The sequence below is a fragment of the Actinoallomurus bryophytorum genome (assembly GCF_006716425.1).
Lineage (GTDB): Bacteria > Actinomycetota > Actinomycetes > Streptosporangiales > Streptosporangiaceae > Actinoallomurus > Actinoallomurus bryophytorum.
Genome location: NZ_VFOZ01000001.1, coordinates 4017861 through 4042669, shown reverse-complemented (window position 1 = coordinate 4042669; position 24809 = coordinate 4017861). Strand labels below are relative to the sequence as shown.

22 protein-coding genes are annotated in these 24809 nt (G+C 70.7%); 6 read left to right on the top strand and 16 right to left on the bottom strand.

Annotation, left to right across the window (positions count from 1 at the left end):
- Window positions 1-29 precede the first annotated feature (29 nt).
- The 5 genes from FB559_RS19130 to FB559_RS19110 form a co-directional block, all read right to left on the bottom strand.
- Window positions 30-290, bottom strand: coding sequence for a hypothetical protein (locus FB559_RS19130; protein ID WP_141956889.1), 261 nt, complete (start codon window positions 288-290; stop codon window positions 30-32).
- A gap of 70 nt (window positions 291-360) precedes the next feature.
- A complete protein-coding gene (locus FB559_RS19125) occupies window positions 361-1182 on the bottom strand; it encodes a biotin--[acetyl-CoA-carboxylase] ligase (RefSeq protein ID WP_141956888.1) in 822 nt (273 codons plus the stop codon).
- Between the two features lie 67 nt (window positions 1183-1249).
- Window positions 1250-2242 (bottom strand): NYN domain-containing protein, encoded by a 993-nt coding sequence (locus FB559_RS19120; RefSeq protein WP_141956887.1) that lies wholly within the window; start codon window positions 2240-2242, stop codon window positions 1250-1252.
- A 57-nt stretch (window positions 2243-2299) separates the two neighbouring features.
- Window positions 2300-2740, bottom strand: a complete 441-nt coding sequence (locus FB559_RS19115) for a GNAT family N-acetyltransferase (RefSeq protein ID WP_141956886.1) — start codon at window positions 2738-2740, stop codon at window positions 2300-2302.
- Between the two features lie 30 nt (window positions 2741-2770).
- Complete coding sequence (locus FB559_RS19110; RefSeq protein WP_141961785.1) at window positions 2771-5347, bottom strand: phosphoenolpyruvate carboxylase; 2577 nt, start codon at window positions 5345-5347, stop codon at window positions 2771-2773.
- 136 nt (window positions 5348-5483) lie between these two features.
- Here FB559_RS19110 and FB559_RS19105 point away from each other — a divergent pair, with 136 nt between their 5' ends.
- The 5 genes from FB559_RS19105 to FB559_RS19085 all read left to right on the top strand — a co-directional run bounded on the left by FB559_RS19105 (window position 5484) and on the right by FB559_RS19085 (window position 9360).
- Window positions 5484-7088: an acyl-CoA carboxylase subunit beta gene (locus tag FB559_RS19105; protein ID WP_141956885.1), complete on the top strand. Its 1605-nt coding sequence runs from the start codon at window positions 5484-5486 to the stop codon at window positions 7086-7088.
- Window positions 7088-7300, top strand: a complete 213-nt coding sequence (locus FB559_RS19100) for an acyl-CoA carboxylase subunit epsilon (RefSeq protein ID WP_141956884.1) — start codon at window positions 7088-7090, stop codon at window positions 7298-7300. Before FB559_RS19105 ends, FB559_RS19100 begins: the two co-directional genes overlap by 1 nt.
- An 84-nt stretch (window positions 7301-7384) precedes the next feature.
- Complete coding sequence (locus FB559_RS19095; RefSeq protein WP_246121739.1) at window positions 7385-7678, top strand: type II toxin-antitoxin system Phd/YefM family antitoxin; 294 nt, start codon at window positions 7385-7387, stop codon at window positions 7676-7678.
- 2 nt (window positions 7679-7680) lie between these two features.
- Window positions 7681-8106: a type II toxin-antitoxin system VapC family toxin gene (locus FB559_RS19090; RefSeq protein WP_141956883.1), complete on the top strand. Its 426-nt coding sequence runs from the start codon at window positions 7681-7683 to the stop codon at window positions 8104-8106.
- A gap of 96 nt (window positions 8107-8202) precedes the next feature.
- A complete protein-coding gene (locus FB559_RS19085) occupies window positions 8203-9360 on the top strand; it encodes a YncE family protein (protein WP_221640078.1) in 1158 nt (385 codons plus the stop codon).
- Window positions 9361-9377: 17 nt separating this feature from the next.
- On the opposite strand, the gene FB559_RS19080 is transcribed toward FB559_RS19085, so the two are convergent.
- From FB559_RS19080 to FB559_RS19035, 10 genes are all read right to left on the bottom strand, one after another.
- Entirely contained in the window at window positions 9378-12320 is a 2943-nt protein-coding gene (locus FB559_RS19080) for a LysM peptidoglycan-binding domain-containing protein (RefSeq protein ID WP_141956882.1), read from the bottom strand.
- A gap of 891 nt (window positions 12321-13211) precedes the next feature.
- Window positions 13212-13631, bottom strand: a complete 420-nt coding sequence (locus FB559_RS19075; RefSeq protein WP_246121737.1) for a pilus assembly protein TadG-related protein — start codon at window positions 13629-13631, stop codon at window positions 13212-13214.
- The gene (locus FB559_RS19070; RefSeq protein ID WP_141956881.1) at window positions 13628-14014 is read right to left on the bottom strand and encodes a TadE/TadG family type IV pilus assembly protein; all 387 of its coding nucleotides are present in this window, start codon (window positions 14012-14014) and stop codon (window positions 13628-13630) included. Before FB559_RS19070 ends, FB559_RS19075 begins: the two co-directional genes overlap by 4 nt.
- A 23-nt stretch (window positions 14015-14037) precedes the next feature.
- On the bottom strand, window positions 14038-14499 hold the full coding sequence (locus tag FB559_RS19065) for a TadE/TadG family type IV pilus assembly protein (RefSeq protein WP_141956880.1): 462 nt from the start codon (window positions 14497-14499) through the stop codon (window positions 14038-14040).
- 49 nt (window positions 14500-14548) lie between these two features.
- Window positions 14549-14788 (bottom strand): hypothetical protein, encoded by a 240-nt coding sequence (locus tag FB559_RS19060; protein WP_246121736.1) that lies wholly within the window; start codon window positions 14786-14788, stop codon window positions 14549-14551.
- A gap of 46 nt (window positions 14789-14834) precedes the next feature.
- A complete protein-coding gene (locus FB559_RS19055) occupies window positions 14835-15746 on the bottom strand; it encodes a type II secretion system F family protein (RefSeq protein ID WP_141956879.1) in 912 nt (303 codons plus the stop codon).
- Window positions 15743-16729: a type II secretion system F family protein gene (locus FB559_RS19050; RefSeq protein WP_185792290.1), complete on the bottom strand. Its 987-nt coding sequence runs from the start codon at window positions 16727-16729 to the stop codon at window positions 15743-15745. The genes FB559_RS19055 and FB559_RS19050 overlap by 4 nt, the downstream gene beginning before the upstream one ends.
- Window positions 16726-18027 carry a TadA family conjugal transfer-associated ATPase gene (locus tag FB559_RS19045; RefSeq protein ID WP_141956877.1) on the bottom strand — a complete coding sequence of 434 codons (1302 nt, stop codon included), beginning with the start codon at window positions 18025-18027 and terminating at the stop codon, window positions 16726-16728. Before FB559_RS19045 ends, FB559_RS19050 begins: the two co-directional genes overlap by 4 nt.
- On the bottom strand, window positions 18008-18820 hold the full coding sequence (locus tag FB559_RS19040; RefSeq protein ID WP_141956876.1) for a CpaE/TadZ family protein: 813 nt from the start codon (window positions 18818-18820) through the stop codon (window positions 18008-18010). The genes FB559_RS19045 and FB559_RS19040 overlap by 20 nt, the downstream gene beginning before the upstream one ends.
- A complete protein-coding gene (locus FB559_RS19035; RefSeq protein WP_141956875.1) occupies window positions 18820-19617 on the bottom strand; it encodes a CpaB family protein in 798 nt (265 codons plus the stop codon). Before FB559_RS19035 ends, FB559_RS19040 begins: the two co-directional genes overlap by 1 nt.
- A 436-nt stretch (window positions 19618-20053) precedes the next feature.
- Between FB559_RS19035 and FB559_RS19030 the strand changes: the two genes are divergently transcribed.
- Window positions 20054-24280: a type VII secretion EssC family protein gene (locus FB559_RS19030; RefSeq protein ID WP_246121734.1), complete on the top strand. Its 4227-nt coding sequence runs from the start codon at window positions 20054-20056 to the stop codon at window positions 24278-24280.
- Between the two features lie 26 nt (window positions 24281-24306).
- Here the strand turns inward: FB559_RS19030 and FB559_RS19025 are convergent, their stop codons facing one another.
- Window positions 24307-24618 (bottom strand): hypothetical protein, encoded by a 312-nt coding sequence (locus FB559_RS19025; protein ID WP_141956873.1) that lies wholly within the window; start codon window positions 24616-24618, stop codon window positions 24307-24309.
- Window positions 24619-24809 lie beyond the last annotated feature (191 nt).

Below are 24809 nucleotides of genomic sequence, written 5' to 3'. Positions count from 1 at the left end.
CTTTCACAGACGGGGTCCTCGGCGATGCACTAGAGCCCATCGGAATATTGGTTCGCCTCTTCGATCGCGGCCCCGATCTGGGCCTGACACTCGCCGATGCTCTCCACCGCCTGCCCCATCGCACCCAGGGATCCCCCCAGCGACTCGTGGTCGCTGCCTTCCGCCACTGCCATCAGAAACTGCAGCGCCGCCTCCGCTCGGCCACCGGCCTCGACGAGTAGCTGGACCGCCTGCTCGGCTTCTTCGCCGGCCTGGGCGATGGCGCCTTTCAGCTCTGCAACACTGGCCATGCAAGACCTCCGGGGGGACGGACTCTTCAATTAAAACCGGCGGGATGGGGACCGGTCCAGTTGGCGTCAACTACCGGACATGTACGACATCGCCCGCACTAAGTAGATGCTCCCCATTCGGCCCTTGAACCACCAGGCGGCCGGCCTCTTCGATGTCCGTGGCCTCCCCGGTGAGGACCGAGCCGTCCGGCAGCTCGACGCGTACCTGCCGGCCGACAGTGGCGCACAGCTCGCGGTAGGTCTCCCGCACGGCCGCCTCCCCGCCCTGGAACTCCTCGTGCCGTGCGGCCAGCTCGCGCAGGATCGCGCGGAGCAGCGGGTCGCGGTCGGCGGGGGCGCCCTCGATGGCGAGCGAGGTCGCGGTGGGGACCGGCAGCTCGTCCTCGTGAAGGCTGACGTTCAGGCCGATGCCGATGATGACCCCGGCCTCGACGCGCTCGGCCAGGATGCCGGCCAGCTTGCGCTCACCGATCAGCACGTCGTTCGGCCACTTGAGCACGGCGTCGCTCATCCGGCCGCGCGCGACCCCTTCGACCTCGGCGAACCCTCGCAGCGCCGACACCACCGCGACCCCGGCGACCAGCGGCAGCCAGCCCAGCCGCGTAACGGAGTCCTCGGGAGGAAGCAGCACCGAGAAGGACAGCCCCGACCGGGGCGGCGCCGTCCACGCCCGCCCCATCCGGCCGCGCCCCGACGTCTGGGCCTCGGCGACCAGCACCAGGCCGGGGGCCGCGCCACCACGGGCGAGATCGGCCAGGTCGGCGTTTGTCGAGCCGGTCTCCTCGACCACCCGGATCTCACGCCACAACCCCCCAGGCCGTACGAGCGCACGCGTCAGCGAACGTTCGCTCAGCGGCGGCCGGTCGAGGTCGGAGTAGGGCGAGTGGCTCACCCCGGCAGCCTATTGCCCCCGCCGGGGCCCGGCCTCCAGGTCACGAGACACGTGCGGATGGCGCCGTTCAGCGGGGCTTTTTGTCCGAGACGCCGACGCCGAACTCGAACTCGCGGTAGACGCGGGCCCAGAAGCCCTCCCTCAGCCAGTCGCGCGCCTCCTTGTACGGGCGCAGCGAGTGGCCGAGCTCCTTCTCCCCCTCGATGAGGAGCTCTTTGTCGATCACCGTGGGCAGGATCGGGCCGGGCAGCAGGTCACGGATGTTGTCGCGGCCGCGGGTCAGGATCCACTTGTGCGCGACGTGCTCGCCGATCTCCTCCATGTGCGGCCTGGCCGGGCCGAGCTTGGCCACCGAGCCGACGTGGGGCACCTGCGGGCGCATGGCCGCCGGAGGAGACGGGACGGGCTTGGGCGGGCGGGCGCCGAACACCGTGGTGGGGTTCGGCGCCGGAGTCACTACGGGCGGGTCCTCGGTGTTCTCACGTGACGTGTCGAGATCGAAGTAGGGCTTGACGAAGTCCGCGTGCACGATGTCGACGGTGTCGGACTCCCAGATCAGGCGCTCGGCCTGGTTGGTGCCGTACGGGGGTTCGACGCCCCACAGGTGGATGCGGACGCCGTAGGTCTGCGCCGCCTCCACGGCGGGGACCATGTCCTCGTCGCCCGCGATGAGGATCGCGTCGGTGACCGCGCCGTGCCGGGCGAGGGTCTCCAGATCCTCGCGGATCTGCGCGTCGACGCCCTTCTGCTGGTTGTGCTTGTTGAGGTTGCCGAGGCGCAGCTTCACCTTGGGCAACGGAGCGACGACCCGCTGGTCGATGGTGGGCACACGGTCGCGGGCGGCGTCGAACCAGTAGACGCGCAGCAGCTCGCCCCGCATGCACGTGATCGCCCGCTCTTCCAGCGCCTTGATCAGCCCTTCGGCGTCCACCCGGTAGGAGCGCCGGGAGGAGACTCCGAACAGCAGATCACCCGCCGCCGCGTACAGGTATCCGACATCCACGAGGATGGCGAAACGCGACAGCGGCGTTAGGTGAGGCACTGACTCGCGAACGCTCATCTTTGAACTTTAGGTTAAACGCGGCTCCTCGTCCGATGGTGCCTCCCTTTACCGCCGCTACAGTTTCTTGCGCATGTGCACGACGGACCGGCCGTTTTTGGCCTCTCGTCCGGTCTCGCGGTAGCCGAGCGACTCGTATAGACCGATATTGGATGTCATCTTCGCGTTCGTGTAGAGCCGCAGCGCCGTCAGGCCCAGCGACCGGGCACGGAACTCCGCGAACGCCATCAGCCGCCGGCCCAGGCCGCGTCCCTGACGGTCGGGCCGCACCGCGACGTTCTCGACGAGGAGCATGCCGTCGGTGACCTCGAGCACGATCAGCGCGTCGATCTCGCCGTTCTCCAGCACGTAGACGTGCCCCTGCGAGATGAGCTCACCGTAGTCGGCGGTCAGCGGGAGCGGCCGCGCTCCGATCACCGCGACCCACGGCTCGTACGCCGCCTGGACGATCGCCTCTACCGCCACGCGGTCGGCGGACTCGGCAAGCCTGATGCCCATGCCCTCAGTAAACCGCCCGTTTCGACGAGATCATCCCGTGTTCTGGAGACCCGCCGCGACGCCGGCGGCGGCCAGCAGCAGGAGGTCCTCGACCTTCTCGCGCTGTGCGTCGTCCTCGATCCCGCCGCGCAGCTCCTGCAGCGCGCGCAGCTGCAGGTGGGAAAGGGCGTCGACGTACGGGTTGCGCAGCTCGACCGCGCGGGACAGGACGCTGCGGTCCTCCAGCAGCCGGGTGTGGCCGGTGACCTCGAGCACGAGGGCGCGGGTGCGGTCGTACTCGGCCAATACCGCCGCGGCCAGGTCCGCACGGTCGCCCAGGGCGAGGTAGCGCTCGGCGATGGCACGGTCGGTCTTGGCCAGGCTCATCTCCGCGTTGTCCAGCAGCGCCGCGAACAGCGGCCAGGAACGGTACGCATCGCGCAGCTCACCGAGGTCGTCGACGGCCGCCAGGCCACTGCCCAGGCCGTACCAGCCGGGCAGGTTGACCCGGGTCTGGGTCCAGGAGAACACCCACGGGATCGCCCGCAGGTCCTCCAGTGACGCGGTCGCCTTGCGCCGGGAGGGACGCGAGCCGAGCCGCAGGTTGCCGATCTCGTGCAACGGGCTGACCTGCGCGAACCAGTCGGCGAAGCCGTCGGCCTCGACCAGTGAGCGATAGGTCTGCTCGGCCGCCGCGCTGATCCGGTCGGCCAGCGGGCGGAAGCGTTCGGCGGCGGCGATCGCGCGTTCTTCGATCCCCGGCGTGGAGGCGAGCAGCACCGCGCTGGTCACCTGCTCGATGTGGCGCCGTGCGATCTCCTTGTGGCCGTACCTCGCGAAGATCACCTCGCCCTGCTCGGTGACCTTGAACCGGCCCGACACCGACCCGGGCGCCTGCGCCAGCACCGCGCGGTTGGCCGGGCCCCCGCCGCGGCCGAGCGCGCCGCCGCGGCCGTGGAAGAGCGTCAGCCGGATGTCGTGGCGCGCCGCCCAGGAGGCGAGCGCGGCCTGCGTGTCGTACAGCTGCAGCGTCGCCGTCGTCGGCCCGAGCTGCTTGGCCGAGTCGGAGTAGCCGAGCATGACCTCCATGCTGCGGCCGGTCTCCAGCAGCCGGCGGCGTACGGGCGCGAGCCGGAGCATGCCGTCCAGCACCGACGGGGAACGCTGGAGGTCCTCGCCCGTCTCGAAGAGCGGCACGACGTCGAGGATCGGGGGCCGCCCGCCGAGAGCCGCGTGCTCGGCCAGCTCGTAGACGGCGGCGACATCCTCGGCCGTACGGGTGAAGGAGATGACGTAGCGCCGGCAGGCGTCGGTGCCGAAGCGCTCCTGCACCCAGGCGATGACGCGCAGCGTGTCCAGGACCTCCTCGGTCTGCTCGCTGAGCGTGCCGCCCGCGCGTATCTCGGCGAGGGCCTTCTCGTGCACGGCGGAGTGCTGGCGGACCTCGAGCTCGGCGAGGTGGAAGCCGAACGTCTCGACCTGCCAGATCAGGTGCTGCAGCTCGCCGTACGCCTGGCGTACGGCGCCCGCCTCGGCCAGAGAGTCCTGCACGATCCGCAGGTCGGCGAGGAGGTCGGCCGCGCCGTGGTAGCCCAGGTCGGCGTCGCGCCGCCGGGTCGCCTCGATGCGCTCGGCGGCGTACAGGACGAACCGGCGGTGCGGCTCGCCCGGCGAGCGCTTGCCGATGTCGGCGCTCAGCCCCGGCTGGGCCGCGCGGGCCCCGGCCAGCGCGCCGCGCAGTGCGGCGGAGGGCGGTGTCGTGCTCTCGTGCGGCGTGAGCGTGCGGCCGACCCGTGTGCACGCGAGGGCCAGGGCGCGCAGGACGTGGTCGGCCTGGATGCCGACCGCCTCGCGGGTGATCTGCGCGGTGACGTACGGGTTGCCGTCGCGGTCGCCGCCGATCCAGCTGCCGAAGCGCAGGTAGGAGGGGGCCAGCGGCGGCCGTGCCCCGGTGCCGGGCGCGAGCGCGGTGTCGAGGGACCGGTAGATGGCCGGCACCACGCGGAACAGCGTCTCGTCGAAGATCGCCATGGCGGTACGGACCTCGTCCAGCGGGTCCGGCTTCGTACGACGCAGCTGTGACGTACGCCACAGCAGGTCGATCTCCTCCATGAGCCGCCGCGTGAGCTCGTCGCGGTCACCGCTGCCGGCGCGGGGGTCGTTGAGCTCGGTCAGCAGCGCGCTGATCCGCAGGATCGCGGTGACCACGGCCCGGCGGCGCGCCTCGGTGGGATGCGCGGTGAGCACCGGGCGCAGCTCGAGGTCGCGCAGCAGCTGGCCCATCCGGTCCTCGCCGATGTCGCGGACCGCCGCGGCGACCGACTCGCGCTGGGGCTCCCCACCGGTGTCGCGCTCGCGGAGCGTACGGATCCGCTGGTGTTCCTCGGCGAGGTTGGTCAGGTGGAAGTAGACGGTGAACGCGCGCGCGACCAGCTCCGCGCGGTCCAGCGGCCAGCCGCTGACGATGGCGGCGACGTCGTCGACGTCCTTTTCGTCCCGGCGGGTCGCGATGACCGCGTGGCGCAGGGACTCGACGTCGTCGAGCAGTCCCTGTCCGCCGTACTCGACGAGCACTTGGCCGAGCAGGGAGCCCAGCAGCCTGACATCGGCGCGCAATGGCTCGGGCATCTCCTGCCGAGCGGAGTTTCGGGTCGACACGCGAATCAGCGTAGTCAGTAGTCGGCCCCGCTCCGGAAGCCCCGTCTTGCCTGCTGAGATCACCCCGGTCTACATGGTCTCCAGAACTGCTGGCTAGTCTGATCGCATGGCCACGCATGCCCCTGAGCCGCTGCCCTCCAGCGAGATCGACATCCACACGACCGCGGGCAAGATCGCCGACCTGGAGCGACGCCGTTACGAGGCCGTGCACGCCGGATCCGAGCGCGCGGTCGAAAAGCAGCATGCCAAGGGCAAGATGACCGCGCGGGAGCGGATCGACGCGTTCCTCGACGAAGGGTCCTTCGTCGAGTTCGACGAGATGGCCCGGCACCGCGCGCACGGCTTCGGGGTCGAGAAGAACCGGCCGTACGGCGATGGCGTCGTCACCGGCCACGGCACGGTCGACGGCCGCCCGGTCGCGATCTTCTCCCAGGACTTCACGGTCGCGGGCGGCTCGCTCGGCGAGGTGTTCGGCGAAAAGATCATCAAGGTCATGGACCACGCGCTGACGACCGGCTGCCCGATGATCGGCATCAACGACTCGGGCGGCGCGCGCATCCAGGAGGGTGTCGTCGCGCTCGGCCTGTACGCCGAGATCTTCAAGCGCAACACCCACGCCTCGGGCGTGATCCCGCAGATCTCCCTGATCATGGGCCCCGCGGCCGGCGGTGCGGTCTACTCGCCCGCGCTGACCGACTTCGTCGTCATGGTCGACAAGACCTCGCACATGTTCATCACCGGGCCGGACGTCATCAAGACGGTCACCGGCGAGGAGGTGACGTTCGAGGACCTCGGCGGCGCGCACTCCCACAACACCAAGTCCGGTGTGGCGCACTACCAGGCGACGGACGAGCAGGACGCCATCGACTTCGTCAAGGCGCTGCTGTCCTACCTGCCCTCGAACAACATGTCGGAGGCCCCCGCGTACGACGCGGACGCGCCGCTCGACGTGCTCGACGAGGACCTCGCGCTGGACACCCTCATCCCGGACTCGCCGAACCAGCCCTATGACATGCACACGGTCCTGGAGTCCGTCCTGGACGACGGCGAGTTCCTCGAGGTGCACCCGCTGTTCGCGCCGAACATGGTGTGCGGCTTCGGCCGGGTCGAGGGCCGCTCGGTGGGCATCGTGGCCAACCAGCCCATGCACTTCGCCGGCACGCTCGACATCGACGCGTCCGAGAAGGCCGCGCGGTTCGTCCGCACCTGCGACGCCTTCAACGTCCCGGTGCTGACCTTCGTGGACGTGCCCGGGTTCCTGCCGGGCACCGACCAGGAGTGGAACGGCATCATCCGGCGCGGCGCCAAGCTCCTGTACGCCTACGCCGAGGCGACGGTGCCGCTCGTGACGGTGATCACCCGCAAGGCGTACGGCGGGGCGTACGACGTCATGGGCTCCAAGCACCTGGGCGCGGACATCAACCTCGCCTGGCCGACGGCCCAGATCGCGGTGATGGGCGCGCAGGGCGCGGTCAACATCCTGTACCGCCGGGAGCTCGCCTCCGCCGACGACCCGGACACGCGCCGCGCCGAGCTCGTCACCGAGTACGAGGACACGCTCGCGAACCCCTACATCGCCGCGGACCGCGGTTACGTGGACGCGGTGATCAAGCCGTCGGAGACCCGCAGCCAGATCGTCAAGGCCCTGCGCGCGCTCCGCGAGAAGCGCAAGACGCTGCCGCCGAAGAAGCACGGGAACATTCCACTGTGATGCCCGAGCAGAGGTTCCTGCAGGTCGTACGCGGCGATCCCACACCCGAGGAGATCGCCGCACTGGTCGCGGTGCTGACCGCGCGTGCGCGTGCGGCCACCGGCCCCGCGCCACGCCCACGGCGGTCCGCGTGGTCGGACCCGTCACGCCGCCTCCGCCGCCCCCTGCCCCACGGCCCGGGCGCCTGGCGCACCTCGGCGCTGCCCGGCTGAGCCTCCCGGGCCCGTGACTTTCCGTGCGCGGATGGACACGCCTCATGGTGCTGTCTAGACTGTCTGGACAGAGGGGGTGCCGCGGTGACGCTGACGAATGAACGCGAGCCCGGACAGCGCTGGCAGGTCCAGGAGGCCAAGCAGCGATTCAGCGAGGTCCTGCGGAAGGCACACGACGAGGGACCTCAGATCATCACCCGGCACGGCGAGGAGGTGGCGATCATCATCGACATGGACGAATACCGCCACGGCACCGGCGCGAGGATGAGCTTCCACGACTATCTCGTGTCGGGCCCCCCGTTCCCCGACGACTTCGACGAGCTCATCGAACGCGACAAGGACTACGGCCGCGACGTCTCCTTCCTGTTCGAGGAGTGAGCGTGGCCTACCTGCTCGACACCAACATCATCTCCGAGCTGCGCAAGCCGAAATGCGACTCGAACGTCCGGGGCTGGTACGACTCGATCGAAGGTGCGGGCGAGTACATCAGCTCCCTGGTCATCGGGGAGCTCGCGCGAGGCATCCACCTCCTGGCCGGCCGCGACGACCCACAGGCCGACCGGCTCGCCGACTGGCTGAACGGGATCACCGAGGCGTACGGATCCCGCATCGTGCCCGTTGACACGGCCACGGCGGTCGTCTGGGGACGGTGGAACGCGTCGCGGCCGATGCCGGTCGTCGACGGTCTCATGGCGGCCACGGCGTACGTCCGCGACTGGACCTTCGTCACGCGCAACACCAAGGATGTCGAGCGCACGGGGGTGCGGACGCTCAACCCGTTCACCGCGGACATCATCTCTTCGTAGTTATCCGCTCACAACCTGTCCCCGAGTGGATAGAGTCCGACCTTTGTGGGGAGTTGCCGACGAGCACGCGGCGGCCGGGTCGCGACCGCCGCCTCGTTGGCCTTGGCCGGCGCGCTGTCGGGGCTGGTCAGCGGGTGCCGATCGCCGGTGCCGTTCCGCGGCGGTGCCGGGCCGGACGCGCCGGTCGCCGCGCTGGGCGCCCCGGTGCCCTACATCCCGCTCTCCCACGCGCGGCCGCCCGTGCTCGACCAGCGAGGCGACCTGCCCGAGGCTCCGCCGGACATCTACGCCTCCACCCAGGCAGGACCGCTGAGCGCCGCGGTCCGTGACCTGCCGCGCCGGGTGTACGTCCCCGACGCGGGCGGCGCGGCCGTCGACGTCGTCGACCCCGCCACCTACCGGGTCCTCCGCCGCATCCCGGTCGGACGCGCGCCGCAGCAGGTCGTGCCCTCGTGGGACCTGAGGACGCTGTGGGTCACCAAGCCGGCGGGCCTGGTGCCGATCAACGCACGTACTGGGGCCGTGGGCCGTACGGTCCCGGTCAAGGCACCGTCCGACCTGTACTTCTCCGTCGACGGCCGCACGGCGCTGGTGCTGGACTCCCGGCACGGGCGGATCGACCTCCGTGACCCGCAGACGATGCGCCACCGGAGCACGATCCGGGTGCCCTGCACGGGCCTGACCCGGGCCGACTTCTCCGCCACCGGCGACACACTGGTCGTCGGCTGCGCGTCCGGCCGTCTCGCCCGCGTGGACCTCGTCCGGCGCAAGGCCACGGGGACGCTACGGCTGAGAGCCGGCGCCGACCCGCAGGACGTACGCCTGTCCCCGGACGGGACGACGTTCTACGTCGCCGACCGGGACCATGGCGGCGTGTGGCTGGTCGACGCGGCCCGCTTCCGCGCGACCGGCTTCATCCGTACGGGCCGCGGCGCGCACGGTCTGTATCCCAGCCGCGACGCCACCGTCCTCTACGTCACCAACGGCGGCGAGCGCACGGTCTCCCTGGTCTCGTTCGCGGGCCGCCGGCGGATCGGCCGGTGGCGGCTGCCCGCGGCACCCGACATGGGCGGCGTGTCACCGACCGGCCGGGTGTTCTGGGTCTCGGCACGCGCGGCCGGCATGGTCTACGCGGTCTCCACCCGGACGGGCCGGGTCGTACGCAAGATCCGGGTCGGTGGCGGTCCGCACGGCCTGTGCGTGCACCCGCAGCCCGGCCGCTTCTCCCTCGGCAACACCGGCAACTACCGCTGACGCCCCTTCGTACGCCGTCAGCCGGCGCCACCGGCGGCGACGCCGCGCCACTGCGGGACGAGCTCCTCCATCAGGGCCTCGGTCTCGGGCTGCATCTGGTCGGTGTACGGGTCGGACTCGACGCGTTCGCGCAGCTCCTCGACGACGTCGCGTACCTGGGCCGCGTCGCCGGTGGCGTGGGTGGCCCGCAGCAGGTCGCGCCACAGGCCCTCGTCCGCGGTGGCGAGTCGCAGGCCGGCGCGTGCCGCCGCCACCGCGCCACGCGCGTCACCCTCGTCGAGACGCATCAGGACGAGCCGGTGCGCGACGTCGGTGATCCGCGCGGTCGCCTCGTACTCGAAGTCCTCGGCGGCCAGCCAGCCGTAGCGCCCACTCGGCCGGCCGTCCATCAGCCGCCCGCGTACGAGCTCCAGGGCATAGGTCATGTACGCCATCTCGGAACCGGGCTCGGCCGCCGACCGCCAGACCAGCCAGCGGAACGTCTCCCAGTCGACGCGCACCTCCGAGCCCAGCCGGATCCGGCCGCGCTCGTCGTAGTACAGGTTGGGACGGCCGCGTGAGTCGCGGCCCAGCCAGTCCGCGACCCGGGCCACGGTCGCGTCGCGGACGCTCGCGGACACTCCCCGCGGCCACACGGCGCCGCCGAGCACGGTCGGGTGCACGCCCTCCGGATGTGTCGCCAGGTAGACGAGGACCTCGGTACAGAGCACGCGACGGCTCTCGTCCAGGGGCTCAGGCGCGTCGACCTCGATCGCGCCGAGCAGGCGGATGTCGACCGACGGCTGCACGTCGGCGCCGGGCGGCGTGATCGGCGGCTCGTCCTCAGGGTCGTTGTACGGGATGCCGTCGGTACGACCGGCGGTGCGGAACAGCTCGACGACCGCCCGATAGTGGCGTTCGGGCACGAGCTGTGCGTCCACGTCGAAGCCGAGCACCCCGGCGCGCAGCTGGGCGTCGGCCGTGACATCCCAGGTCCAGGTCGCTCCCGGCGTCTCCCCGCCGACGATGTAGCCGGCCGCCATCCGCTGGCCGGTACGTGCGAGCGCCACGAGCCGCTCGACCTCATCCGGCTCCGGCGGGTCGGCCATGATCAGGTAGTGCGGCATCCACGCCTCGCCGAACACCCCGCGGCAGCGGCCGGTGAGCACCGAGTCAGAACCCGAGGCCGCGAGCGCCTGGCGTACCTCCTCGCTGCGTCCCTCCAGCTCCGGCAGCGCCTCGGTGAGGGAGCCGACCACGCGGATCCGGTCCGGGGCGACCAGCGCGAGCTCCTCGTCGAAGCCGACCAGCGTCACCCGCATGTGGTCCGACCAGCGGTTGGTGGCCAGCTCCACCGCGACCGCGGCGAGTACCGCGCGGCGCACGTCGTCGGGGCCGTGCAGGGCGATCAGGCCGTGCGCCGCCTCCAGGTCGACCAGGATCCGGCCGGTGTCGTTGACGCCGATCGAGACCAGGCCCGGGTACGGCGCGAGCACGTCGGCGAAGTCGGCGGTCGCCATGCCGTCGAGCGCGTTCGCGTTCAGCCGCCAGACCTGGCCGTTGTCGTACTCCTGCCACGGCGCGGGAGGGTTGCGGTCGGCCGGGGCGATCCACAGGTCCAGGCTGTCGGCGCCGAGGTGCACGCCGTACACCGTGGGCAGGGTCCGGTCGTCGGCGGCGAGGGCCTGGGACATCTGCCGGAGCCCGAGGTCGAGCAGGCGCGTCGCCTCGGTGTCGGCGCCGATGCGCAGGGCGTGCTCGGCCAGCGCCGCGTCACCCTCCGGCCGAGGGATCATGGTGCCGAAGGCGCGGCGCCAGAGCTGTTCGCGGCGGCGGCGGCCCAGGCCGGCGAGCAGCCCGGCCGCCAGCAGTGACGCGACGGCCAGCTCCTGCGGCCAGCCGAACGCCGGCCCCTGCTGCGTGGGCTGCGGCTGCTGCTGCGGGGGTTCTTGAGGCGGGGGTTCCTGGTGGGAGGGGTGCTCCACCGGCGGAGGCTGGACCTCGCCGCCCGGGGCGGGCACCTCCGGTCCCTCCTCGATCGGGGGGCGGCCGGCCTCCCGGTCGGCGCGGTCGTCGCGCGTCTCCTGCTGTGCGGCGTGCCGCGCGGCCTGAACGGCCTCCTGCTCGGTGTTGACGTACCCGTGGTGGTGCACGCCACCCGGCACGTCCGAGTGCGGTTCGCCGTGTTCGTGCTGCCCGTCGTGCGGACCCTTGTCGATGATCTCGACATGGGTGGCATCGGAGGGCATGTCGAGCACCCAGCCGGGCCGGATCAGGCTGGCCATGGTGAGACGGGTGCCATCGGGCTGCAGCTTGCCCTTGTTGAGCGAGTAGATCTCGCGATAGCGCCGTCCGTCGCCCAGGCACTTCTCGGCGATCTCCCAGAGGCTCTCGTGGTGCCGTCCGGCCGGCGGGCGTACGCGGTAGATCTTCCGTACGGCGTTCTTCTCCATCAGCGTCGGGTTGTCCGGGCTCTGCTCCTGGGCGATCGGCTCGGACGCCGGGCGCGCGTGCGCGGGCTCCCGGTGCTCGGGCGGGTTCACCCGCTGCTGGATGTGCGTCGACCGCACCCCGGTTATCACCGGCATGACCGCCGTGGTGGCGGTGAACAGCAGCAGCGCCGCGACGACCAGCCGGTGCGCGAGCGCCTGCGGCCCACCGGCGAGCGGCACGCGTGCCGGCACTCCGACCCCGCGGACGCCCGCGTACGCCTCGACCAGCACACAGGCGGCTAGCTGTATCCAGGCCAGCCACACGATGATCACCAGCACGTGCATCAGCGCGGTGGTGTCGAGCCGCTGGGTGAGGGTCTCGGTGGACGGCAGCTTGTGCGGGATCGGCGACCCGAAGAAGGTCAGCAGGGCGAACGGGACCCCGAGAAGGAGCGCGGCGAGCGCGACCATCGCGAGGACTCCGGCCAGCACGTCACCGGCACTCCGTCCCGGGTCGATCCGCACCGGAGGCCGCTGAATCGAGCTCATCGGGTGCGCGGCGTCGAGTCTCCGGCCTGCCGGCCGGGGAGAAGACGCCGCTCCCTCCTCGGGATCTCGGTGATGGTCGAGGGCGCGTCCAGCATGGGCGGCCGAGCCGTCCCGATCGGTTCTGGCGGTGGGGAGGCGTCTTTCGCCGGCCGGGTTCGCAGATGCCGCAGCAGGAGGCTGTCGGTGGTCTCACCGAGGCGGTGAGCGGTCTCTCCGGAGGGGCAGGTCGCGGGTCGGTCTGACATCACCCGGGTCGGCATGAGGACCCGCGGGTCCTCGCCCGCCACGACGGAGGCGGTGAGTGTTGTCCTCGCCTCGGCGTGATCCGGGCCGGGCGTCATGGTGTTCTCGGCCCGGCCGCCATCGGCCGTACTCGTCAGGACTCCGGCCACGGCCGAGCGTGCCGGGACCGGGGCGACCGGCACCGGCCGGCGATCCCACGGTCGACCGGGGGGCGAGGCCACGCCGGCTTCCGCTGATCCCATGAGCACGCGGGCTAGAGCCGCCCGGCCACGCGGCGCCCGGTCGCGTACACCGGCGTTCCACGCGCGCTCCGCGGGAGAGGCACCACGACCCGAGGCGACGCCGGTCTCCAGACCGGCTCCCGCCGACCCCAAGAGCACCCGCGCCAAAGCCACCCGGCCATACGGCGGCAGGTCACGTACACCGGCATTCCACGCGCGCTCCGCCGGAGAGGCGCCGCTGACGTCCTCACGGGGGGCGAGCCGCCGCGAGGGCCCGGCCCGCAGAACGAGCACATCGCCGCCGGGCGGGCGGTGACCGCTCGGGGAGGCCGGCCGGGTGGCCGGTCGGCGAACCGCGAACCTCAACCTGTTCACTCCTCTGCGTAGGACCGGGTGGAACTTCCTCGCCGTCGGGCGAGAGCCGAAGTCAGATTCCCTCCTGCGGATGGGCCGATGCCGCTGAGGACATTGTCATGTCCGAGAAGCCGAAAGCGCTAAGCAGTTGGAACTTCACCCGGATCTGCACGATGACGCGGGCGTCCTGGCCGTCGGAGGTGTCGCACTGGATCGGCCCCGTCACCTCGGGGTACTTGCTGGCGAGTAGCCGTGCCCGCCGGCACGGCGCGTCGGTGGCCACGATGCGCGCCCTGCCCGTCCGCCGGAGATAGTCGACGTCGACCTCGTCCGCGGCGGCGCGTGCCGCCTGTTCGGCGATGTCGGCGGCGCGCTGGCGGGCGTGGATCGTGAGGCCGCCGTCGACGAGGAGACCGGCCAGGATCAGGACGAACATGGCGAAGATCGTCGTGAAGAGGGCGACCGTCCCCCGGTCACCCCCGGGCCGCCTCACTCGATCCTCCTCAACGTGTCGATCGGCGCCGTGGCCGTACCGGTCATGGTCCTGGACGGGCTGAAGCCGATGAGCGACAGGCCTGCCAGGTTGATGTCGCAGCGGACCGCCACCGAGACCTGGCCGCCCCGCTGCCACTCGGAGAAGTCCACGTCGGTGGTCGGCTGCCTGCTGCACCACTTGCGGCCGCCCAGCGTCTGGTCCGCGGCGTCTTTCGCGGCCGCGTTCGCGCCCGGCTGGGTGCGCCCGAGGGAGGCGGCGCGCGCGGCGTCACGCGCGGCGCCGTCGACCTGGCTCTGCGCCTCGACCACGCGGCCCAGCCCGACCATCACCATCATGAAGGCCACGAGCAGCGGCGTCAGCAGCGCCAGCTCGAGTGCCATCGTCCCCGCGTCCCGTCTCTTGGCTATCCGCATGTCTCGCCCGCGCCTACGTCGGGCCGGTAGCACTCGACCGGGCCACCGGAGTGTTCGCTGACATGGAACTTGAAGAACGGCACCACCGGGACGGCATAGCCGCCGATGGTGACGCCGCGCTGGTTCGCGCCCCCGTCCGGGACCGCCTCGACCTTGGTCAGGAGCTGCGGGCCGATCTTGTTGACGTACTCGACCCCCTCGGTCCTGGCGGCCGACCGCCAGTCGCCGGTGCGCTGTTCGCGGGCGACACGTGCGGCGGCCTGCGCGGCTGCGAGCGCGACGTGGCGAGCGTGGAACACCAGGGCGAACTGAACGACGAACAAGATGACGAGAAGCAGGATCGGTGTCAGCAGGGCAAGCTCAAGGGTGTTCGCACCCCGATCGCGCCGCCCCCCGGCCGACGCGCGGCAGGCCGCCTTGAAGGCGGCGAGCCCCCCAGACCGACCGCGCATTGCTCTCACTTCCCCGCTCGTCCCTCCGCGATTTCACCTGGCTCGCGTATCAGCCACTACCAGGTCCGTTGTTCACGTTGATCTTGTTGGCGGCGGCCGTGACGCGCCGGTAGATGACCCAGCCCACCGTGATCGCGATAAGGGCGAGAATGCCGGTGATGATGGCCCATTCGATCGCCGAGGCGCCGCGCGTGCGATCGGTCTCATTGCGCAAGCGGTAAATCCGCGACCCAACGGATGACCGGAAATAGGCGACGCGGGGGTCATTCATCGGGTTCAGCCACTGCATGGAGCACCTCGCAGGGATAGGGACTGTCTGAACGAGAACCGAGCCATCACGAGGCGACCACGCGCATCACCGCCGGATAGGCAAGGAAGATCAAGAACCCGGCGCACAGCAGGAGCTGGGCGACGAGCATGGACTGGGATTGTTCACCGGCCTTTCCTTCGATGTCGGACAGCTCGCGGCTGCGCATGCTGGCCGCGCGGGCGGACAGGGACTGGCGCACCTTCGCCCCGTCGTCGGCCACCAGCGCGAGCGCGGCGGACAGGTCGCGCAGCTCGTCGACGTTCACGTCCTCGCCGAGCCGGCCCAGCGCCTGCCAGGGAGTGATCCCGGTGATCCGGGCGTTGGACAGCGCGTCCCGGATGCGGCGTACGGCCCAGCCGTCGCCGACGTTGGCCGCGGTCATCAGGGCTTCGGGCACACCGCGGCCACCGGCGAGGTTCATCGAGACGAGGTCGAGGAAGGCGCTGACCGCGTGCCGGAAGTCGCGCCGCCGTGACGCCGCCTCGCTCCTCAGCTGCATGTCCGGCAGCAGGAAGAAGATCAGCGCGAAGAAGATGCCCAGCCACACGGGGACCGCGATCACGACGTCGAGGCCCAGGACCGCGAAGTAGGCGACCAGGATCGGGATGAACACGATCGCCGCGGTCGCGAGCAGGAACTTCGTCGCCAGGAAGGTCTCGAACGAGCGGTCCAGCAGGGCCAGGTCCGCGCGTACCGAGCGCTGCTGCCACCCCCGCGCCTCGTAGAAGGCCGCGAGGGACTTGCCGACTCGGGCGCGCAGCCCGGTGACCCGCTCGGCGGCGCTCGTGGCGCGGGACGGATCGGCCTCGCCGCGCCGGCGTGCGGCGTCGAAGGCGGCGAGCCGCGCCGACAGGCCGGGGCGCGGCGGGAAGATCGCACGGAACAGCAGGTAAGCGCCGAGCCCGAAGAAGGCTCCGGCCAGCAGTGCGACGGTCATCGCGCGCCTCCTCGGGGGTCGGCCGCGGTGGTGCTGCCGTTCGCGGGGGTCTGGCCCTGCCAGCGCGCGACGGTCTCCGGCACCTCGGCGGGCACACCCGGCCTGGCCGACGACGGCTTTTCGGAGTCGGCCGAGGCCAGGAAGCGCTGCGGCGTCTCGTACTTGGCCAGGCGCCGGAGCCAGACGAACCCGGCCGCGAAAAGGCCCACGACGACCGCCAGGACCAGCTGGCCGGTGAACGTGTCGTACATCGAGACGTAGGCGCGGTTGACCACGGAGAGCAGCAGCGCGGTGCCCACCGAGACGCCGACGACGATCTGGACGCTGCGACGGGTGGTCCGGCGGTTCGCCTCGACCCGGCGGCGCATGTCGAGCTCGGCGCGGGCGGAGGTGGAGAGCGCGCCGAGCATGTCGCGCAGGCCCGGTCCGCGCAGCCGCGCGTTGAGGATCAGCGCGGCGACCACGAGATCGGCGGACGCGTCGTCGAGGTCGTCGCCGAACCGGCGCAGAGCGTCCGCGAGCGGCACGCGCGTGTGCATGCGGTCGACCAGCGCCTGTACGTGGGGATGCAGGACCGGGGCCACCGCACGCAGCGACGACGGGACGGCCTGTTCGAGCCCGACCGCGCCCGCGATGGTGTCGCGCAGCGACTCGGTCCACGCGGCGAGGGCCTCCAGGCGTGCCATCGAGCGGCGTTCTTCCGCGGCACCGCCGCCGATGCTGTTCCAGCCGAGGACGAGCAGTGCGGCGCCGATGCTCGCGACCGGCCACCGGGTGACGACCAGTACGACCACTCCGACGACGACGGCCAGCGCGGTGCGCGTCGTGAGGGTGCGTATCAGTTCCTCGCGGCTGCGTCCGGACGGCTTGCCGGGCCTTGGCCGGACGCCGCGTATCGCCACGATGAGCAGCAGCACACCGCCGCCGACCAGCGCTCCGGCGATGATCGCGAGTGCGAGGTCCCCCGAGAGTGCGCCTGTCACCAGACCGCTCCGTGTGACGGGTCGTAGCCGTAGGGCACGAGCTCCTGCGCGCAGGCGATCGGCGCGGCCGGCCGCGCGGTGCCGTCGTGGCCGGGTTCGAAGATCTCGCTGGACAGCACCCGGCCGTCGCAGCCGGTCACCTCGCGGATGCTGGAGACGAACCGGCGCAGCCGGCCGCCCTGCATGTAGTCGTTGCGCTTCTCGATGAACACCACGAAGTCGATGGCACCCGCGATGAGCATGTGCGTCGCCTCGATGGGCAGCCGCTCGTCGGACTGCAGCGCGTACGTCGCGATGCGGTTGAAGACCTCCCAGGAGGAGTTCGCGTGGATCGTGGACAGCGATCCGTCATTGCCCTGGGTCATCGCGTTGAGCATGGTGACGATCTCGTCGCCGAGGACCTCACCGACGATCACGCGCGAGGGGTTCATGCGCAGGGACCGGCGTACGAGCCCGGCCATCGTGATCGTGCCCTGGCCCTCGGAGTTGGGCAGGCGCTCCTCCAGCGCGACGACGTTGGGGTGCAGCTCGGGGAACTGGTCCAGGCCGAGTTCGAGGGCGCGCTCCACGGTGATGAGCCGCTCGTTGGCCGGGATCTCGTTCGCGATCGCCCGCAGCATCGTGGTCTTTCCGGCGTTGGTCGCTCCGGCGATCATGATGTTCTTGCGCGCTCCGACGGCCGCGCGCAGGAAGAGGCCGATCTCGGTGCTGATGCTGCCGTTGCCGATCAGGTCGGCGAGGAAGACCTTGCCGAGCCGCGCGCGCCGGATCGACAGCGCCGGCCGTACAGTCACGTCCATGACCGCCGACAGCCGGGAGCCGTCGGGCAGCCGCAGGTCGAGCTGGGGGTTGGCCGAGTCGAACGGCCGGCTGGACAGCCCGCTGTAGGCGGCCAGGATCTGGATCAGGTCGACGAGCTCCTCGTCGGACTCGGCGACCGGCTCGGCCATCACCTCGCGGCCGTCGGCGTACCCGATGAAGACCTTGTCGCAGCCGTTGACGTCGACGTTCTCGATCTCGTTGTCCTCGAGCAGCGGCTGGAGCCGTCCGACGCCGAACAGTGCGGCGTGCACACCCGCGGCGAGTTGCTCTTCTTCTTCGGCGTTGGGCGGACGGCGGCCGGCGCCGATCTCGGCGCGGGCGAACTCCTCCAGGACCTGGCCGATGAGGGCGCGGGCAAACTGGCGTTCGTCCTCGGGGTTCATCGCGGCGATGCCGTTGGCCGCGTCGAGCCGCCGCTGGTCGGCCAGCCTGGCTCCGACGTCCTGGCGAAGGCGCTTAACGAGGCTGTGGTCCACTTGCCACTCCCTGCGTCTCGCGATCCGCCCCCGGCCCACTCGCGACCCGTGCGGCGAGCTGACCCGCGATCTGCCGGGCCGAACGGATCAGCAGTGATCGGTCGAGTCGGCCACCCCACTGGCCCCTCAGCATTTCAGCACCCTTGGGATCCATGGCGAAACCCCCGAGGACGGTGGCCGGCAGTTTCGCGTTCGAAATGATCCGGCCGACCTCGGTTATGGAGGCCCGGTATTCGCTCGGATCGGCGACGACGACGATTCCGATCGGCGGCGCGGCGTGGCCGCCGAGTTCGCTGGAAAGGGAATTAATGCGTTCGCGCAGGTGAGCGACGTGCTCGAGAGTCGCGCGAGTGAACAGGAGAATCATTGACGCCTCGCGCAACAGATCGGTCACGGCCGATCCGGCGCCCAGGCGGCCACAATCGGCCACCACATCGGTGCCCGGCAGAGTCGCGAATGCACGGCCGAGGGGATTCCACAGCCAGGTGAGGCCCTGCGCCTGTTCGGCACGTGCGAGGCCGACGAGGACGTCCAGCCCGCCGTCGAGCCGCTGTGTGTGCTCCCAGATCTGCTCGGCGCGCAGGCCGCGCCGCGCGGTCGCGGCGAGGCTGAGCATGCCGCGGGCGGGGTTGAGCATGCCGCCGCCCTCCGCGGGCAGCCGGTAGACCAGGTCACCGCCGGCCTGGTCGCATTCGGCCAGCAGCACGGGGCGTGGCCAGACGGCTCCAAGGGCGACCGCGGCCGTCGTGACGCCCGGCGCTCCCTTGTCGGCCGCGAGGACGACGAGCCCCATCAGGGGGTGCCCGTCGATCGGGTGGTGTGCGGTGTGGCCTGGGGCTGGCTCGGTTGCTCGTCGCCTTGTTTGGGTGACGGCGCGGGCTGCCGGGGCGACTGCGGGGCCTTCTCCCCCGGCGGAAGCAGCGCGACCGCGACGGCGCCCGCGGACGACGCCTGGGTCACCTGGGGCGCCTGGTCGACCGGGACGGTCACCGAGACCGTGACCTGGTCGGCCTGGATGTCGTTCTCGCCGGGCCGCACGACGTCGTAGACGGTCGCGGCCGGGGCGAGCACGGTGCCGCTCTGCGCGCCGCTCTGGCCGCCCTGGGAGGCGACGGCGTACAGCGCGACCCGGTCGCCCGGCTGGAGGCCGCCCGCCGGCATCTGGCCGGGCTTGAGCGCGAGGCCGATCACGACACTGCCCTTGGCCACCGAGGAGTCCGTGCTGATCATGCCGTTGGTGAGCAGCGCGCCCTTCACGAGCGTCACCGTGGCGAAGGTCTGGGTCACCTTGGCCCGGTCGGCCCACGGAATGTAGTCGAGCCCGCCGGTGGCCGAGACCTGGACCTCGCGCAGCGCCGAGGCCGGGATCTGCTGGCCCGCCGCGACCGGCTGGGCGATGCTGATCACGGGGACGCGCCGGCCGCTCGCCATCACGAGATAGGCGCTGACCAGGGCGCCACCGACGATGAGCAGTACGGCCAACGCCGCCATGGCCGGCTTGCGCTCCCGCCGTGGAACCGGGATGCGCTGACCGGCGGCCGCTCCGAGCGAAGGACGCCCGTCGGTCTTGCGATCACTGCTCGTCGTCACAGGCTGCTCCGCCAATTCGGGTGATTGCGGACTGATTACGTTTGACGGGACGCGGCGAACCATCGTTCCGCCCTTAACGCCGTGCGTCAATGCGGCAACGACAGATTGTTTGCGCAGCAAGTCCCGCAACTTGTCAAGTGATCAAGAAACGACTCCCACCGAGGCGCTGCCGAGCGGCTCGCCTGCTCTCTATTGTGGTTCCGCAAGCTGGGGATGCGGAGGGTGAATGCGAATCTCGCTCACGGCGTTGACCGATCAAGGTCCCCGTGACGTTGTGGTCAGCGGCGATTCCGATATGACGGTCGGAACTCTTGCTCGGTCACTTATTGCCACATTGAACGCAGACGCTGTCAAGGAGCCGCTAGCGGAAGTCGTACGCCTTCCGAGCGCGCGCTGGATCGAAGATCCACCGCACCCGCTTTGGGCGAACGGCCGGATGCTCGATCCGTCCGCGCCGGCCGGCCGGCTGCTCCGCGACGGCGCGGTCGTGGCCGTCCATCAGAGCGCCGCGCCCGGGACCGTGCTCACCGAGCCGACCGGCATCGCCGAGGTACGGGTCAGCGGCGGCCCCGCGTCCGGGTCCGTGCACCGCCTGGGGATCGGCCAGACCACCTTCGGCACCGGCTCTGACGTGGACGTACGCCTGCCCGACCCCACCGTTCCCCCACACGCGCTGAAGGTCACGGTCGAGTCCCGTCGCGTGACCGTACAGGGCTCGGGCGTGCTCGACCAGGTCCCGCTGGACGGCACGGTGGAGTGGCCGCCCGGCGGGGTGCTCGCGGTCGGCTCGACCGTGCTCACGCTGGTTCCCCAGGTCGCACCGGACGCCCACCTGTCGGCGCTCGAGGACGGCGGCCTGGCCTACAACCGGCCGCCGCGCATCCGCGCGCAGTCCGGGCCGCGCCAGATCGAGGTGCCGCAGGAGCCGGAGAAGGGCCAGCGGGAGCGGCTGCGGCTGCTCGGCTCGCTGCTGTTCGCCGCGACCGGCGTCGTCATGGTCGTCTTCACCGGCCAGTGGTACTGGGCGCTGATGGCCCTCGCGTACCCCGTCATCCAGGTCGGCGAGTGGATCGCCGACCGCCTGTACGGCCGCAAGTCGTACAAGAAGGCTCTTCGCGAATACCGCGCGAAGAAGGCGGAGTTCGACGGCGCGCTGGAGAGCCTGCGGCGTGCCGACCAGGCGGAGTGGCGCGCGCTGGCACCGGACCCGGCCGAGGTCCTGCTCACCGCGACCGGCCCGCGCCGCCGACTGTGGGAGCGCCGCGTCACCGATCCCGACACGCTCCACCTGCGCATCGGCCTGGCCGACCTGCCCGCCCGCATCGAGCTGCGGGCGGGCCGCGGCGGTGGTGACGAGCCGTCGATGCCGCCGGCCCCCGTCGCTCACGCCGTGCCCGTACCCCTGCCCTTGGCCGAGCTGGGCGTGGTGGGTCTGTCGGGCGCCCGCGACCGTTCCCGTGCGCTGGCCCGCTGGCTGGTCGCCCAGGCTGCCGCGCTGCACAGCCCGCGCGACCTGTCGATCGTTGTCCTGTCGGCGTCGCCGGACGCCGCCTCGCACTGGAACTGGGTGCGCTGGCTGCCCCACTGCGCGCCGCGCGAGGGCGAGGACTGCGTCGCCCTCATCGGAGCCGACCCGGACACGGTGGCCCGGCGCGTGACGGAGCTGGCCATCCGCATCACCGAACGCCGCCGCTCGGCGGAGCCGTCCTTCGGTGTCACGCCGTCGGCTCCCTCGTCGTACAACATCCTCCTCGTACTCGACGGGGCCCGGCAGCTGCGCCGGGTCCCGGGCATGCCACAGGTACTGAGCGGCGGTCCTTCTGTCGGACTGCACGCGATCTGCATCGACGACGACGAACGCCTCCTGCCGGAGGAGTGCACGGCGGTCGCCGTGTGGGACTGGGACCGCCCAACGCACGTACGGCTGCACGGCAACGGCCTGGACTCGGTCGGCGCGGTACTGGCCGACCAGGTGACACCGGCCTGGTGCGACCGCCTGGCCCGAGCGCTGGCCCCCGTACGCGACGTGTCCCGAGACGACGCCGAGTCGATGATCCCGTCGTCGGCGCGGCTGCTGGAGCTTCTGCACATGCCGTCGCCTTCCGCCGCCCAGATCCAGGCGGTGTGGCAGGCCGGGGGCCGTACGACGTCGGTGCCCGTCGGCGTGTCCGCGGATGGCGTCTTCACGGTGGACCTGCGCTTTGACGGGCCGCACGGTTTGATCGCGGGGACGACGGGCGCGGGTAAGTCGGAGCTGCTGCAGACGTTGATCGCTTCTTTGGCCGTGGCCAACCGGCCGGACGAGATGACGTTCGTCCTGATCGACTACAAAGGTGGCGCGGCGTTCGCGGACTGCGCGTCCCTGCCTCATGTGGTCGGGATGGTGACGGACCTCGACGGCCATTTGACGGAGCGGGCGCTGGAGTCCCTGGGAGCCGAGGTACGGCGGCGGGAGTCACTGCTGCTGCACGCGGGTGCCAAGGACATCGAGGATTACTGCGCTTTGTTCGACGCGGGCGACCGGCGGGCGCCGTCGCGCGTACCGCGGCTGGTCCTGGTCATCGATGAGTTCGCGGCGATGGCGGGAGAGTTGCCGGACTTCGTCGAGGGTTTGGTCGATATCGGGCGCCGAGGGCGGTCGCTGGGGGTGCACCTGCTGCTGGCCACCCAGCGCCCGGCCGGTGTGGTCACCGGTGACATCCGGGCGAACACGAACCTGCGCATCGCGCTGCGGGTGACGGACGCGGACGAGTCGTCGGACGTTCTGGATGACCCGTCGGCCGCGCGCATCTCCAAGTCCTCGCCGGGGCGGTGTTATGTACGGTCGGGCGCGGCCGCGCCGGTGGCCGTCCAGGCAGCCCGAATCGGCGGCCGCCGCCCGGGGAACGTGTCCTCGGTGCCCGCGCAGGTCGTGCCTTTGCCATGGGCTCGCCTTGGCCGGCCATTGGCTCTGTCATCTGCTGTCGAGGACGAGTCATCGATGGTGACGGACCTGAAGGTGCTGGTGGCCGCTGTTCGCGAGGCGTGTGACCGGTCGGGGATCACGGAGGAGGCACCGCCGTGGCTGGCACCGTTGCCATCGGTGGTGACGCTGGATGACCTGCCCGCAGTGTTCGCCGATGAGGACGACGTGGCGCCGTTGGCCTTCGGCCTGACGGACCTGCCGGCCTCCCAGTCCCGGTCTGCGCTCTGTCTCGATCTGGTGCATGGAGGACATCTGTACGTGGCCGGTTCGTCGCGGTCGGGGCGTTCAACGGTGCTACGCACTCTGGCGGGAGCCTTGGCCTCGTCATGCGCACCTTCGGACGTCCACCTGTACGCGATCGACTGCGGCGCGAACGCCCTGCTGCCGTTGGTGGCCTTGCCACACTGCGGCGCGGTCGTGGGCCGCGACCAGATCGAGCGGATGGAGCGACTGCTGGCCCGGCTGCACACGGAGGTATCCCGTCGGCAGCAGGTGTTGGCGGCCACGGGGTTCGCGTCTTTGGCGGAACAGCGTGCGGCGGTAACGCCTTCGGAGCGGCTGCCGTGGATGCTCCTGATGCTGGACCGATGGGAGGGCTTCGTCGCGGCGTTCGAGAACTATGACTACGGGCGGCTGATCGATTCGGTGCTGCGTTTGCTCCGCGAAGGCACCGCCGTAGGCCTTCGTGCGGTCTTCACGGGCGACCGGTCGGGTTTGGGCGGTCAGGTGTCGACCGTCTTCGACGACCGCCTGATCCTGCGAATGTCGGACCCGAACGACTACAACTACGCCGGCATCAACGAACGGCATGTCCCATCGGAGATGCCGGCCGGACGAGTGCTGGAAGCCGTCGGTGCATCGTCTTTGCGTGCGTCCCAGATCGCCCTCCTTGACCCCAATGCAGCAGGCACTGCGCAGGTGGCTGCGTTGCAGCAACTGTCGCGCACCGCTGAACGGTCATTCAGTCGTCCATCGCCGGAGCTTCGACCCATGCATGTGGATGAACTGCCGGTACGGGTGACGTATGCAGAGGCTCTTGCCACGGATCCGGACTTCAAGGCGCCATCTCCGCTGTGGGCCATGGTCGGCGCCGGCGGGGACGAGCTTCGTCCGATCGGTGTCGATCTTCTGGCGGAGGGTCCGGGATTCACGATCGCCGGTCCACCCCGCTCCGGCCGATCGACCGTCCTCATGACCATGGTGAGGTCATTGCTGGACCCTGACATCGGCGAGGGTTCTGTCCCGGTCGCACTAGTCTGCCCTCGCCGCTCGCCATTGCTCATCCTGGAAGACGAGCCGGGCGTCCTCGGAGTCCTGTCAGCGGACGCTGACGAGGATGCGCTGGGGTCACTCATAGGTGATTGCCAGCGATACGTCGTCGCGGTCGATGACGCGGAGCTTCTGGACCGCAGCGACGTGGGCGAGGCTTTGGAAGGAGTTCTGCGGTCAGCGCGGGACGGAGATCATGGGGTGATAATCGCCGGCACGAACGAGGATCTCACGCGGGCGTACAACGGATTCATCCCCGGCTGCCGGCGTTCTCGATCCGGTGTGCTGCTGGCCGTACAGTCTTCGGACGACGGCGAGCTTTTGGGCCTCCGCCTCCCCCGCAACGCCTCGAGCACAGGTGCCATCGGCCGCGCACTCCACGTAAGCCTTGGCGTCGATGTCCCCGTACAGGTTGCAGTCACACACTGAGCCGACGCTCGTGTCCGCCTTCCGGACTAGCGCGGTACTTGGCCCTGGCGTAGGAGGTATGTCTGGGCGACCTCCGGCTTCACCATGTCGGGAGTGGATTTCAACTTCGCCTCCACATCGTCGACCAGGGCCCTCGCCAACGTCCTGAGCCGTTTCTTGTTGGGGGCCAATCCCCCGTCTCTCCACTGACGTGCCGCAGGCCCTATCCACACGTCGTCGGACTGCATGCTACTAACGGACTTGTCGAGCAGTGATCCGAGCGAGTGCTCTGCAGCCTTGACGTCGATAAGGAGCTTCTGCAGATCCTGATACAGCGGATTAGGAACAAGGTCACTCACGACGGCCGCCCCAAGAACACAAAGATCTAATATCGGGTGGGGGGGTTGCACCCTTTGCGTGAACGGTCGATGTACAGCGTTCTTGGCTTCTCCGGCGAAGGTCCCGCGCAATCTTGGAGTCAACCTTCAGGCAAGCCCCGTAGAGCCACGACCTGGCATGCGAGACTCCATCGAATCCCGTGAAATGGAAT